Here is a 14,229-nt window from a genome sequence, read left to right on the forward strand (position 1 = left end):
CCTCTTTCTCTTTCTTCTGGTGCTTTATCGATGTTAGCGTAGTCTACGAATTCTCCTGAGCCCATTCTCTTGTTTAATACAAGTGTTACGGCTGCTGTTAGAGTTGTTTTACCGTGGTCAACGTGACCTATTGTACCAATGTTAACATGTGGTTTTGTTCTTTCAAATTTAGCTTTACTCATTGCTTCCCTCCTGGAAATTTTTAGTTATTTTTATTATATCACAAACGTTAACAAATTACATTTTTTGGGGGAAATTGTCTTAATTTTCGATTTAAATTTCAGCAAAAATAAAATTCAAATTTAAAAATCTATTTTTTATGTTTTCCTCTTGACCTATGACACTGTGTCACATATAATTTAATTATGACAGAGTGTCATTTTATTTGAGGGGTGATTATATGCCGAAGCAAACTTTTTATAATTTGAGTGAAGATAAGAAAAATTTGATTGATAAGGTTCTGAAAGACGAGTTTTCCTCGAAGCCGTTCAAGGATTGCAATGTAAAAAACATTGTGGATAGGTTGTCGATTGCACGCGGAAGTTTCTATCAATATTTTGCTGATTTAAAGGATAGCTACTTCTACATTTTGGATAAAGAAACCAAGGATGTCCATTTGCTTTTTATGTCTGTGCTAAGGCAAAATAACAACGATGTGTTGAAGGCGTTGGATGTGTTTGGCGATGAGGTATGTGATCTGATTTTTGAAGATGGCGAGTATAATCTGTACAAGTTTAGGTATTTGTATTGGAATAGCGAGCTGGAAGATGGTTGGAAAGCTACGAAGAAGGAATATTATGAGATTTTTCAAAATGATACGGGAGGTAATAAGCTGGAGCTTGTGTGTTTTATGAAGGCTACTGTTCACAGTTTGATTGAGAGAAATTTCAAGGAAGGTTGGTCTAGGGATATTTTTTTACAAAAGTATCGTCTGCATATTAATTGGTTAAAGGAAGGGATCAAAAATGAAGATTTTTGAGAGTTTATTTGATGTAATTTATTTGTCAGTTTTGGTAGCTCTTGGTGTTAGATTATTGTTGGAGAAAAACAAGGGCGCAAAATTATTCGGTGTTATGGCGATTATGCTTGGAGTTGGTGATGGTTTTCATTTACTTCCAAGGGTGATTTCTCATTTGAGTCCAGGAGGTTTTGAGGCTCACGCATCCGCTTTATCATGGGGTCAGTTTGTGACTAGCATTACAATGACAATTTTCTATGTACTTTATTATCATTATTATCGCAATCAAAGTAATGATACTGACAATTCTAAAAAATGGATTATTTATGGTTTGGCGGCTTTGAGGATTATTCTTGTGTTGTTGCCACAAAATAATTGGGGAAGTCGTGATAGCAATTATATGTTCGGAATTTATAGAAATATTCCTTTCTTGATTATGGGAATTCTGTTGATTATGTGGTCATACAAGAAGAAAGATGTGCCTGCGTTTAAGCATATGTGGATTTTGATTTTGTTGTCATTCTTATTCTACGTTCCTGTTGTTTTATTCAGCGATAAAGTTCCTGCAATTGGAGCTTTAATGATGCCTAAAACTGTGGCATATTTCTTGATTGTGTGGTTTGGTTTCAAACATTTTGTGAGTGAATTTGGCGTTAATAATTTGTTTGCAAATTCTATTACGCTTTTGATTATGGGACTTATAGGTGGTGTGTTCTATCGTGAATTCACGAAATTCTACGGTTTTAGCGATGTAACTCATCTTGGCAAAATCCACGTTCACACTTTGGTTCTTGGATTTGTCGTTAGTTTGTTGATGTATTTATTGGCAAAGGATATGAACGATGTAAAATCACTGAAGAAACCTTATGAAATTTATCTTACAGGTCTTACGTTCACAATTGTAAATATGGTTGTGATTGGAATTTGCGAAGTGGTTCGTGAGGAAACGGATGTGATTATTCGTGCGGCAATCGATGGAACTTCTGGCATCGGTCACATTATTCTAGGCGTTGGAATTGTGTGGATGTTTGTGAAATTATATAATTTGAAAATAGCAGAGTAATTATGGGAGTAGCTTATGTGAGCTACTCTTTTTGTGTTTTGTGGACTTTGTTTGGGTATATAAGTATTGAAAGTTATTGCAAATATCTGATTTAACAAAAGGAGGATTTTATGGCGAAGAATTTTGAAAAAGCCTGTGTAATTGGCGGTGGCGTGATTGGTTCATCGTTTACTTTGCTTTTTGCGATGGGCAAGATGGATGTTAAAAGTTACAACAGAAGTTTGGAAAGCGAAGCAAAAACTAAGAAGATTATAGAAAAATACGTGGACGAATTAATTGAGAAGAAGGTCGTTACGGAGGATAAGGAAACGATTTTATCAAGAATCAGATATACTACGAACGAACAAGAAGCGATTGAATTTGCAGATATTGTGGAAGAGTGTATTCCAGAAAATTACGACGTGAAGAAGGAATTCGTGAAGGTTTTTGAAAAATACGCAAAACCTGACACTGTTTTGTGTTCAGCAACATCGGGACTACTAGTCACTAAAATCGCAGAAGATGCTGAGCGTCCCGAAAGAATTTTCGGAGCGCACCCTTACAACCCACCTCATTTGATTCCACTGATTGAGATTTCACAAGGAGAAAAATCAGACCCAGAAACTGCGAACGATCTTCGTGAATTATTCACTAGATTGGGGAAGAAACCTATCATCATCAGAAATGAAGTTCCAGGTTTTATCGCAAACAGGCTTCAAGCTGTGGTTATGCGTGAGATGATGGATTTGGTGGATAAAGGTGTCGTTAGCATGGAAGATTGCGAAACTGCGTTGACATTTGGCCCTGCAATTAGATGGGCAATCATGGGTCCTGGACAAATATTTGAACTAGGCGGCGGTGAACACGGACTTCAAGGTTTACTCGACCATATCGGCCCTTCGATGGAAACTTGGCTAGAAGATGCTGCTACATGGACGAAATTCACAGACGATATTAAGAAGAAAACAGTCGATGGAGTTCACGAAGCAATCAAAAACAGACCCGCTGAGATTGGCAACACTCACGAATCACTTGCAAAATATCGTGACGGTATGCTTGTCGAAATACTAAGACTTCACAAAGATTTTAAAATTTAATGATATAATGTGAAAATCTCCCGAGTGTTTTGGGAGATTTTTGAATACTTCTTCAATAGCTTGTTTCATTGAATATAGGTGAAAAGCCTCATGGTTTCCATACTTATTAAGTTTATCAAACATTCTCAATGTTGTTGGTTTTGGTGTAGCTGTCAATGCAAACATAGAAACATTTGACTGCTTACCAGATTTTTTAATTTGATCGATGATGAAGTCATCCTCATCTTAAAATTCATTACCATAAAATGCTAATGATTGGGTTACAGCCTGCATATTCTTGCCAGCTGTAGAAGAATGTGCCTCATCAATAATAACCGCAAAGCTTTTGTTATTTAAGTTCTTAAGCTCATCCACAATGTATAGAAATTTTTGAATAGTTGTCGCTACAATCTTGGTATGAACTTCAATGCACTTAAAATAGGCAATAATAGTTCTACGGTTTTTCTCACATCACCCTGTGTGTAACATAATAAATCATAAATACCTATTATACCATCAACGTGTTTATCTTTAAAAAATCCATTATTTCTAAATGTCTCTGGTACAAAGTCCAACTTTTGAGGGTCAGTTCATTTTATAGTCGCACTTTTTTCTAATGTCTTAACTTTATTTAACTCTTTCAAGGCTTGGGAAGGAGCTTTTTGTATTATTAACTATCCTTACTAAAAGTAGCATTACGGGAACTTCTGTAAGAACCCCTACAGTTGATGCAAGAACAACAGGAGAATCTACACCAAATAGGGCTATACCTACAGCCACTGAAAGTTCGAAAAAGTCAGATGCTGCTATTAAAGAAGCTGGCGCTGCTATCTCATGAGGTAGTTTGCTTAATTTACTTACAAAATATGTTAGAGAGAATGAAATCACATTTTGAAGTATTAGTGGAACTGCTATTAAAACTACATAAAGTGGGTGTTTTACTATCATATCACCTTGGAAAGTAAATATAATAACGAGGGTAAGAAGAAGTCCTATGGTAGTTACTCCGTCAAACTTTTTTATAAAGTTATTTTCCAGGTAATCTTTTCCCTTATTTTTTATTATAAAGTATCTTGATAAAAAACCGCCCACTAAAGAAATTACAACAAAAAGTACTAATGACATAATGAGAACATCCATTGGTAGAGTTATACCCTTTAAACCTAAAAGAAGCTGTACAAGTGGTACAAATAGGAAGAGTATCAAGATGTCATTTACCGATATCTGTACAAGGGTTTGCGCCGGGTCTCCATTGGTAAGACTGCTCCACACAAAGACCATGGCTGTACATGGGGCTGTCCCTAAAAGAACTGCTCCTATAACAAAATCATTGGCAAGATTAGCGGGTATTAACTGGCTAAATACATAATGGAAGAAAAGTGTAGATAGACCAAACATTAAAAATGGTTTGATTCCCCAGCTTGCTATTGTAGAAATAATTATACCTTGGGGATGTCTTCCTACATTTTTTAGTGAATTAAAGTCTATTCTAACCATCATAGGGTATATCATAAGCCACATTAAAACTGTTAATATTATGTTTTGACCCTTAAATTCCAATGACTGTAAGAAAGATTGAACAGATGGCATAAATCTAGCAATCAAAATACCTGCAGCCATGCAGAGTAAAACCCATATACTTAAATATCTTTCAAAAAAACTAATTTTTTCGTTTGTTTCTTTCATCAATTTCACCTCTTTTTTATCTTCCTATTGTTATAATAAGTCTTTTAAATTGTCTTCTTTTAAATCTTCTGGAATCCACTCTACAAGGGCTGTGTTAGATTGAGATGTTTCATCTATTGTTTTAATCCACTCTTTTTCTTGATCGGCCCTAGCTTTTAAAATCTCGTTTTGGCTGCCACTTGCAAAGTAGCTTGAGTTGATAATCCACCATTTATTAAAGATTTCTGCCCTATCTAGGTCTTCCTTAAGTCTTTTCGCTTCATAGTAAGGAGTTGCTTCTGCTAGGGCTATAATTAGAACCTCTGTATAACCCTTGTCCTTAAGCCTTGGAAGTAGTTTCTTTACTGATTCAGGTACATCTCCCTGGCTTCTTGAAATTTCCCTATTATAGCTTTCTGTTGATTCTAAAAGAAGAATTGTATGACCAGTTGGGGCTGTGTCTATTACTACTATTTCATCTTCTGACTTATCTACTATATCAGCAAATGCACGAAAAACTGCAATTTCTTGGGTACATGGACTTCTTAAATCTTCTTCGATATAATCAATGTCTTCCTCACTTGCCCCATCTTCCTTTGCCTTTCCTAGGACTTCCTCTCTATAAGATTCAAGCTCCTTATCTTCATCTATATAGGAAATAGTCAAATTATCTCTTTCGCTTATTATATATTTTAGATGATCGGCTGGGTCTGTTGTTGCAAGATGAACTTTTTGACCTTTTTTATTAAGGGCTAGGGCAATAGCTGCTGCTATAGTTGTTTTCCCTACTCCTCCCTTACCCATAGTAAGGATAACTTTTTTATTGTTCTTATATAGGTCGTCAACAACATCTTCTAGCCTTGATATCTTGCTAGTGTCTATTGTAACTGAAGACTCCATTTTTTCTTCTATATCATCCGAGAAAAATTTTCTAAGATTTTCTATACTAGATGTGTTGTATGGTTTAAGTGGAATATAGAAAGTTTCAAGGTCTTTTAGTCCTTCTGGCATTGCTTCCAAGTCTCTTTTTTGCATATTGTGTATAGCTGTTGAAAGATCATCATCATAGGAATCTAGCATACCATTTATTATGTGAATTTGGTTGTCTACGCCAATTTCGTGGAGTTCATTTGATGTCCTTGCCGCTTCCTTTAGGGCTGTTTCTATAGGTCTAGAAACTAGTATAAGGCTAGTTAGCTCACTGTCAGCTAGGTTTTCAACAGCTTTTTTATAAATACCTCTTTCTTCATCTAGCCCTGATAGCTGGCCTAGGCAAGATGCCCCATACTTGTTGTTATCTAAAAAGTTTGTCCACGCTGAAGGTAGTTCTAACATTCTTAGTGTATGTCCTGTAGGAGCAGTATCAAATATTATATGGTCATATTCAGCTGCAAGCTCTTCATCAGCTATAAAGCTTGTGAACTCCTTAAAAGCTGCCACTTCAGTTGTACATGATCCCGAAAGCTGCTCTTCCATGGCTTCTATAACCTCATCCGGAAGCTTTCCTCTTTGGGGTCCAACTACGCTTTCCTTATAGTCTTCTAGGGCTTTATCTGGTTCAAAGTTAGCTAGCTTTAAATTCTTTACCTTATCTATATCTCTTATTTTATTGTCTAAGTCTGTCTCAAAAATATCCTGTAAGTTTGATGCTGGGTCTGTACTAACAAGGATAACTTTTTTACCTTGGTCTGCTAGGTTTATAGCAAGACTTGAAGCTATAGAAGTTTTACCTACACCACCCTTGCCTGTAAAGAAAAGATACTTATTTAGCTTAATATTTTCTGGATTGAATCTTGTATACACATTGACCTCCTATCCTATCTATTTGTTTCCTTTATTCTTTTTCATTTTTTGAATTGCTATACCAGACATTATATATTCTTTGGGTATATCTAAAAATTCAACAAATTCATCATTTGTAGGGTATTCTCTTGTTTTGACTACTTCATCGTCAACCATTGTTATAGGAAGTACATCGACTCCTTCTTCATTTAACAGCTTGCTTACTTTATCATTTTCAGCGTATAGTTGTGGTTCATCTTTTAGGTTGTGTCTTATTACTTCTACATTGTTTTTACTTAACCTATTAATCGCTGTGGATACCCTTAATAAATTCTTGTCTACTGATGGTCCACATACACCTGTTGAGCAACACATTGCTGGGTCATAAATTACCATTTTTTTCATACTAACACTCCTTTAGCATTTACTTTTCCTTACATTTTTTACAAATACAGTCTTCTTTATCTTCAGTAATATAATCTAGGAAGTCTTTAATCTCTCCTATTCTTTCAAGGTTTAGAGTATATCTCATCCATGCCCCATCCCTTCTTGCGTTAACAAGTCCTGAGTCCGTTAAGTTTTTCATGTGATAGCTTAGGGTTGATTGAGAAATACTCAAACCTTCTAAAATATCACAGGCACAAATCTCGCCACATGAGAGCATATCAATTATTTTTAGCCTGGTTTCATCAGACAAAACTTTGAATATAGGCGCAAACTCTGCGTATGATCTTTTCATAATTTCCCCTTTCTTTATTTGATATATCGATAAACTTCAATGATATCGATAAATTTCGATTTCATGTTTATTATACACCCCATATCGATGTTTGTCAATGTTTCTATATTCTTTATTTTACAACGAAAAAACAGCTAGATTATTCCTAGCTGTTAGTTACTATTTTTATCATAGCCATGTATGTTATTTATATAGTAGATTAAAGTGTATAGGGATTCATTAAGATGGTCATCCTCAATGACTATCTCTTCTGTCAATTTAAGGTTTATAGGATCAGAGTTCCAAATACCCTTTATGCCATTGTCTACAAGGCTGTCACATAGGTGTTGAGCTAGCTCTCCTGACGCAGCCAAGATAGCAATTTCTGGCTTGTGATTTTTTTGAAACTCGGTAAGATGAGATATATCCATAATTTTCAAGTCATCAATCTTAGTCCCCACTAGGCTCTCTGATTTATCAAATTAGCCATATTTTTCTCCATTTATGCCAAATAAATATTTTTAAAATTTTATTCTTTACTAAAAGGCGTTTCTCAATTGTCAAGAGGTCGTCGTTTTTGGGTATCATTTTGGATATCATTTTTGTACATCATTTTGTTCGTGTGCAACATTCCACGAATTTCACAGACGATATTAAGAAGAAAACAGTCGACGGAGTTCACGAAGCAATCAAAAACAGACCCGCTGAGATTGGCAACACTCACGAGTCGCTCGCAAAATATCGTGACGGAATGCTTGTCGAAATACTAAGACTTCACAAAGATTATAAAATTTAATGATATAATGTGAAAATCTCCCGAGTGTTTCGGGAGATTTTTTGGTTGGTTATTGATTGTTTTTTCCTAACTATCGTCTCAATTATCGTGTCATTGTCATCCTATCCTAATCTATATTTTTTTACAAAAGCTTCATTAGCTTTCAGGATTTCTTTGTATTCAGTAATCATATTATAAAACGTGGCTTTTTTTAGGCCAGATTTATCCAAGAATTCCTTTGAAGAAATTTTATTATTTTCCCAATTCTCATACAATTCTTCCCAATTATTTGGAAAATCAATTTTATTTCTTCCTGAGTTGTTTTTCCTATTTCTAGGAAGCTCGATAATGTTTTTGTTGTTTAAGAGAACAGAGTCTAATATTGTGCTTAGAATAGCTTTATTCATCGGCTGAGATACGCCGTATTTATAGGTGGATTCTATATTAGAAACAACCAGACATTTCCCATTTTCAATAAAATATTTCAGAGAATTGGCGATGTCTCTTTCGTTTATTCCGAGGGATTTTAAGCTTCCGATAATTAAAATATCGTCATTGGTCAACTCGTTTTTTATCTTTTCTAATTCCTGAAAGCTTCTCATGTGTTCGACACTTACACATATGTCTGAATCTTTTTTGTGAATAATTTGCATGATGTCTTCAAAAATAGAAATATCTTCTGTTGTTTTTGTGTAAATGTACAATACCACCTCTACTACCTCCTAAAAAGCTTGACCAACTTATTGAATCTAAAACCCAATGCTTGTTCAAGTTCCAATCTGTTCACTGTAATTTGGGACATATCCTTCTTATCTGAATATTTTGCTTCAAATTCAACAGGAAGAGAATTTGCCCAGCTTTCGAGTATTTTCCTAGAGCCTTTGTCAGTTCCTGATGTTATCATTATAACATTTGTTTTAATTATAAAGCATTTGGGTTCATTTTCCCATAGTTTCTTAATTCCTTCTATGGCATCTTTGGAGATGTATTTTGCATGATATGAAAAATCATCATTCCAATTGAGTTCTCTTACATAATCTGGAAGTTCGTAGCCAAATTCTTTGAATATATTTACTAAAGTTTTTGATGAGATTTGCATCATGTCAGGATAGTAATCATCGGCGATATCATGTGATTTAATCATGTAGTCGATAAGCTTGTCCACTTCTGTAATCATCCTTCTAAGATATTCTTTGTATAAGGAGTTGGTCGCTTTGACTTTCATATTCTTACTAATTCCATCGTAGGACAGTGGGTCTATGTCAGTTCTAAGTCCAGCATTATATCTCAAAAACGGCATTCTCTTTCGTTCCGGTTCTTCTGGGTCACTCACGCTATTACTTGCAAATATAATCAATGGTTGTTCTTCTCTTTGGATGATTTCGCATTGGTGACTATTTTTGATTTTTTCTTTAAGTCTTGCGTAATAAGGCCCGTCTATTTCATCAATAAAAATCGGAACTCCCTTGTAAATCTCGAGCATGGCATCAATGTCTTTTGTTGGCGCTGTTTTAACAGAGAATGCTTTTAGCTGTTTATTGGTCATTAATTCTAGAATAAATTCTGTCATAAAACTTTTACCTGTGTTGGAACCTTTGGATGCCAATAATGTATATAATGGTAGGCTTGATGTCGGGATGTTTTTTATGTCAGCTATACATCTTATTTTTGCGTGAAACGGTGAAGAAAACAAAATATTTAAAAGCTTGTAGTGGGAATCTCTAACTTTGTCCACATCTCCAACGAAATCTTTCTTGTAATTATCAAAAGCTTCAAATAATAAGTCGATATCATTTTTTACATCTTCTTTTTCGGGATTTAGGTCTAGTGATTCTTCACCCAAAAAAGCTTCTTTTGTGTCGAAGTTGAAGGTTAATTTCGGATAATCTTTTTCTATTTCTTTGACATCTATCCTTTTTCTTTTTAGTCTTTTTGCGTTGACGCTGATTTTATTTATAATATTCGGCAGTATTTCAATGTATCCATTTTTCGAGTTCGTATTTATATTTCGTACAAGTTCTTTGTTCTTCTCCATAATCTTGTCTGCATCGATCGTGTATTTGATTTTTTCGTAAACTTCACCACTATTTTGGGGTTGTTCTAAGACGATGGTTTTTTGTGTTTTCAGTGCTTTTTTGATTATAGGAATATCTTTTTCTGGATTATCGGTCTTTTTCGATGCTACCACATCTTCTGGTATATCATCTGATAGCCTCCAAGCTGTTTCAAAATCTTGTGCATAAGCTTCGTATGCCTCAAAAGTGTCATCCACCTCATAAGCTTCCAGCTGATCGCCCGACCAAGCTCTTCTTGTCATATTTGCAGAGCCTTTGATTACTCTTGTTTGTCCATCATTTGATTTAAGAAGGTAGATTTTTCTGTGATCTATAACATACTTTGGAGATTTTATTAACAAAGATCCTTCTCTCATCATTTGTACCAAATCTTTTTCTGATCTCACAGCATCAGCTGCCATTTCTGACAATCGCATGTTTTCTGCAAGTAAATAAGCTTCTGATGTAAGCTCATGAAGTTCGCTGTCTCTTCTAGTCATAAACCTTCCTCCAAGGATAATTTCTCCATAATCAAACATCTTCATAATTTTATTTACAAATTTGATGTCATAAGAAAAAGTAATAGCCCTGATTTCATTGAATCCGAAAAACAGCTCCTCCACATCTTTATAGCTGATGTTTTTCAGCTCAACATGATATATCTTGTGCTTCGTACCTTCTTCAGCTTTTTTACCGCTACCATCAAGAATTCTCAGCTTTTCAATTTTTGTGCCAGTATCAAATATGTCTAATTGATTCATAAATGCCTCCAATTTATTAGTCTAAAAAAACACGACTATTGTTAGACTAATTATACCCATATTCTAATATTAATCAACCATTTTTAGACTATTTCGTTAAAAAAATCCTCCGACATTATTATTGGCAAACCAATAAAAGTTCGGAAGATTTTTGTGTTTATTAAATTTCTATTTTATTTTTGTTGTATGTGCTTAATCACGTTTGCTATATTGTCAATAGGTCACAGTTTTTGGGTATCATTTTGGGTATCATTTTTGGGTATCATTTTGTGCATGTGCATCTTTTTGTGCATTGTCTTGTGCATCGCCCTGTGCAACACGTTGCAACTTTTTCAAGTCTCTGCTTATTGTACTTCTTGAAACCGAGAATATTTTTGATAGTTCCAATGTTGATATCTCTGGGTTTTCTTCGAGTATTTTTATTATTTTTTGACGTCTTTTTTCTGGTGTATTTTTCTGTACATCTCCTTGTGCATGTGCATCTTTTTGTGCATTGTCTTGTGCATCGCCCTGTGCAACACGTTGCAACTTTTTCAGGTCTCTGCTTATTGTACTTCTTGAAACCGAGAATATTTTTGATAGTTCCAATGTTGATATCTCTGGGTTTTCTTCAAGTATTTTTATCATTTCTTGACGTCTTTCTTTTGGTGTCATTTTGTGTGCATCGCCCTGTGCATTTGTATCACCTTGTGCATCATTTTGCACAAAGTAATTTAAATTTTTCAATATTATGGTAAATTTAGTTTCTGTAGATATGAATTCAGGAGTCATTTCATTCGTATAGTTTTCTTCTGATTCATAAGATTCTATAATTTTCCTAAGACCCGAACCACGTCTTTCCATCAAATCCATTCTAGCAAATAAATCTGCTAGTATTGGATTTCTTCTGACAGACGAAACATTTAGTGGGTTTACATCTTGAATGAATGTTAAATCCGCCATTCCTCCCGGTGAAACTATTTCTAATCTATCATCATATATGTCTATGTGTACTTCACTTCCAACTACTGAATAATCTCTGTGAATTAATGCATTAACTATTGCTTCTTGAACAGCTCTTTCAGGATATTCAGGGTATTCTATTCTGTATATTGGTCCTTTTTCCCACATTTTCTTCGAGTTTCTTTTGACAAAATCCAAAGATGCTTTTAATAGATATATAATATTGCCTTCGAATTCTTGATCGTCTAATGCATCAATTCTGCCGTTTGCTTTTGTTAGTCCATTCCATCTTGTGCAGAAAACTCTGGATTGATATACCTGATATCCGTCGGCAAAAAGTGCACCTGCAATTGTTAAATGTCCATTTTCATTAATAAGTCCAAATGATATCAAATCTTTAGTTTCAAAAGTTTTGGATGTCCTATTTTTGTATTCTATTTCCAATTCCTTAAAAGTAACATCATCTATTGTTTTATTAAATTCCAACGAATCAAAACTTACATGCTCCGCTTTTAATGATAAATTCAATAAATCTATTCTTGTAGCAACTACACTTTGATTCCCTACCCTTTTAAATGCTGTCCTAGTACCACTATCAATTACAAAATATGGAGTATTTTTCCCTTGGTAGATATCTAAAATCAAAATAATTCTATCATTAATTTGCTTGAATTCCATGTCAAACTCAGGGATTGGATCTACTTTTGTTTTAATAGTTTCACTTATAAATTCAGAATCTTTTTGAAAATCTTCTAGCCCTACAATTGTGTTGTCTTCCTTGACACCAAATAATAGTTTGCCACCTTTTGAATTTGCAAATGCAGATACAGATTTTAACCATGATTTCGGTTTATTTTTTTCTAACTTTTCTTTTTTATCGTAAAGATTCGTTTCACCAAGGAAAGATTCTAATTTTAGCTTGTCATTCATACCCTACCCCCAGTATTTCTGATCCACTGTCCTATACCTGATGGCTTCCATTAGATGCTTGGATTCGATGTTTTCTTTTCCGTCTAGGTCTGCGATTGTGCGTGATATTTTGAGGATTTTATCGAATGATCGGGCGGAGAATTTGTATTTATCGAATGCCAACTGTATGATGGAGTTTAGCTCATCGTTTAATTTGCAGTATTTTCTAATTTGTCGGGTGTTCATTTGTGCGTTGGTTGTGATGTTTTCTTTTTCGAAGCGTTGTTTTTGGATTTCTCGTGCTGCTTCAACGCGTTTTTTGATTTGTTCTGATGTGTCGCACTTTTCATCTGTTGTGAGTTCGTCTAATTTTACTGGCGAAACTTCGACATGGATATCAATTCGATCAAGTATAGGTCGGCTGACTTTGTTGAGATAGTTTGCGATTTGATTTTGTGAACAAGTGCATTCGTGGTTTGGGTCTCCGAAGTAGCCGCAAGGACACGGGTTCATTCCTGCAACGAATAGGAAATTTGCAGGATATGACAAGGATGCGTTGACTCTTGTTATAGTTATGTTTTTCGTTTCGAGTGGTTGGCGCAACACTTCTATTGTCGATTTGGAAAATTCTGGAAGTTCGTCCAAGAACAATGCTCCATTGTGAGCGAGGCTGATTTCTCCTGGTTTTGGAACTCTGCCGCCACCTATAAGGCTGACTTGACTTGCGGTATGATGAGGCGAGCGAAATGGTCTTGTGGTTACGATGTTTTTTTCTCCGAGTAATCCTGCTACGGAGTAAATTTTCGTAGTTTCCATTATTTCATCGAAGCTCATGTCAGGCAAAATCGTGCTGAGTCTCATTGCAGACATTGTTTTTCCGCTTCCTGGTGGCCCAATCATCAACAAATTGTGAAATCCTGCAGCAGATATTTCCATTGCACGTTTTAGAAATTTCTGTCCTTTTATATCCGAAAAATCAACATCGTATTGTATTTCTTGTTGCATGATGTCAATATCATCCAGAACTTTAGTTTCTTGTTCGCCATTCAAAATCCTGATGATTTCATCCAAGCTTCCCACACAAACTTTCTCGATTCCTTTGACCATACTGCATTCTTGTGCGTTTTGTTTTGGTATGTATACTCTTTCGTATCCCAAATCTTTCAGTGACAACACCATGCACAACGACCCATTTACCGGATTCAATCGTCCGTCCAATGATAGTTCGCCGATGAACGCCCATTTTTCTGAAAAATCTTCCACAACGCCCATTGATTGCAAAATAGCCATCGCAATCGCAAGGTCTAATTGCGAACCTTCTTTTCTCAAATTTGCAGGTGCCAAATTAATCGTGATACGTTTTACAGGAAATCTGATTCCAGTATTTTCAATCGCAGAGCGCACTCTTTCCTTGGATTCTTTTATAGAAGTGTCGGGAAGACCTACAATGTTAAACGAACGCAGACCATTCGCAAGGTCACATTCGCATTCCACGACATACCCGTTCAACCCTTCCAAACAACACGTGTTTACTTTCGAATACATAA

At 35.2% G+C, this 14,229-nt stretch carries 14 protein-coding genes and 1 pseudogene; 4 read left to right on the forward strand and 11 right to left on the reverse strand.

All coding sequences use genetic code 11. The features are described from left to right. The coding region (locus DES33_RS07800) for a GTP-binding protein (RefSeq protein WP_249033625.1) at window positions 1–182 on the reverse strand (182 nt) is incomplete at its 3' end. A gap of 218 nt (window positions 183–400) precedes the next feature. Here DES33_RS07800 and DES33_RS07805 point away from each other — a divergent pair. The 3 genes from DES33_RS07805 (at window position 401) to DES33_RS07815 (ending at window position 3,097) form a co-directional block, all read left to right on the forward strand. Further along, on the forward strand, window positions 401–979 hold the full coding sequence (locus DES33_RS07805) for a TetR/AcrR family transcriptional regulator (RefSeq protein ID WP_110058607.1): 579 nt from the start codon (window positions 401–403) through the stop codon (window positions 977–979). Then, a complete protein-coding gene (locus DES33_RS07810) occupies window positions 966–2,021 on the forward strand; it encodes a DUF2871 domain-containing protein (RefSeq protein WP_110058608.1) in 1,056 nt (351 codons plus the stop codon). The genes DES33_RS07805 and DES33_RS07810 overlap by 14 nt, the downstream gene beginning before the upstream one ends. Before the next feature lie 110 nt (window positions 2,022–2,131). Beyond that, window positions 2,132–3,097 carry a 3-hydroxyacyl-CoA dehydrogenase family protein gene (locus tag DES33_RS07815; RefSeq protein WP_110058609.1) on the forward strand — a complete coding sequence of 322 codons (966 nt, stop codon included), beginning with the start codon at window positions 2,132–2,134 and terminating at the stop codon, window positions 3,095–3,097. A 225-nt stretch (window positions 3,098–3,322) separates the two neighbouring features. On the opposite strand, the gene DES33_RS09965 is transcribed toward DES33_RS07815, so the two are convergent. From DES33_RS09965 to DES33_RS09970, 6 genes and pseudogenes are all read right to left on the reverse strand, one after another. Beyond that, window positions 3,323–3,526 carry a DEAD/DEAH box helicase family protein gene (locus tag DES33_RS09965; RefSeq protein ID WP_408583243.1) on the reverse strand — a complete coding sequence of 68 codons (204 nt, stop codon included), beginning with the start codon at window positions 3,524–3,526 and terminating at the stop codon, window positions 3,323–3,325. Between the two features lie 177 nt (window positions 3,527–3,703). Continuing rightward, window positions 3,704–4,762 carry an ACR3 family arsenite efflux transporter gene (gene arsB / locus DES33_RS07825; RefSeq protein ID WP_110058610.1) on the reverse strand — a complete coding sequence of 353 codons (1,059 nt, stop codon included), beginning with the start codon at window positions 4,760–4,762 and terminating at the stop codon, window positions 3,704–3,706. 30 nt (window positions 4,763–4,792) lie between these two features. After that, entirely contained in the window at window positions 4,793–6,544 is a 1,752-nt protein-coding gene (arsA, locus tag DES33_RS07830; protein ID WP_110058611.1) for an arsenical pump-driving ATPase, read from the reverse strand. Between the two features lie 18 nt (window positions 6,545–6,562). Further along, complete coding sequence (gene arsD / locus DES33_RS07835; RefSeq protein WP_110058612.1) at window positions 6,563–6,928, reverse strand: arsenite efflux transporter metallochaperone ArsD; 366 nt, start codon at window positions 6,926–6,928, stop codon at window positions 6,563–6,565. Window positions 6,929–6,947: 19 nt separating this feature from the next. Continuing rightward, a complete protein-coding gene (locus DES33_RS07840) occupies window positions 6,948–7,262 on the reverse strand; it encodes an ArsR/SmtB family transcription factor (RefSeq protein WP_110058613.1) in 315 nt (104 codons plus the stop codon). Between the two features lie 152 nt (window positions 7,263–7,414). Continuing rightward, window positions 7,415–7,708: pseudogene (locus DES33_RS09970) on the reverse strand (redox-sensing transcriptional repressor Rex); the annotation flags it as partial. A 110-nt stretch (window positions 7,709–7,818) separates the two neighbouring features. Here DES33_RS09970 and DES33_RS07850 point away from each other — a divergent pair. Beyond that, complete coding sequence (locus DES33_RS07850) at window positions 7,819–8,037, forward strand: hypothetical protein (protein ID WP_249033627.1); 219 nt, start codon at window positions 7,819–7,821, stop codon at window positions 8,035–8,037. 101 nt (window positions 8,038–8,138) lie between these two features. On the opposite strand, the gene DES33_RS07855 is transcribed toward DES33_RS07850, so the two are convergent. From DES33_RS07855 to DES33_RS07870, 4 genes are all read right to left on the reverse strand, one after another. Next, entirely contained in the window at window positions 8,139–8,726 is a 588-nt protein-coding gene (locus DES33_RS07855) for a resolvase (RefSeq protein ID WP_227930589.1), read from the reverse strand. Window positions 8,727–8,731: 5 nt separating this feature from the next. Then, the gene (locus DES33_RS07860; protein ID WP_110058615.1) at window positions 8,732–10,831 is read right to left on the reverse strand and encodes a phospholipase D family protein; all 2,100 of its coding nucleotides are present in this window, start codon (window positions 10,829–10,831) and stop codon (window positions 8,732–8,734) included. Between the two features lie 249 nt (window positions 10,832–11,080). Beyond that, the gene (locus DES33_RS07865) at window positions 11,081–12,703 is read right to left on the reverse strand and encodes an AlbA family DNA-binding domain-containing protein (RefSeq protein WP_110058616.1); all 1,623 of its coding nucleotides are present in this window, start codon (window positions 12,701–12,703) and stop codon (window positions 11,081–11,083) included. 3 nt (window positions 12,704–12,706) lie between these two features. Next, complete coding sequence (locus DES33_RS07870) at window positions 12,707–14,227, reverse strand: YifB family Mg chelatase-like AAA ATPase (protein ID WP_110058617.1); 1,521 nt, start codon at window positions 14,225–14,227, stop codon at window positions 12,707–12,709. Window positions 14,228–14,229: the final 2 nt, after the last annotated feature.

It is taken from the genome of Finegoldia magna (assembly GCF_003182075.1).
Taxonomy (GTDB): Bacteria; Bacillota; Clostridia; order Tissierellales; family Peptoniphilaceae; genus Finegoldia; species Finegoldia magna.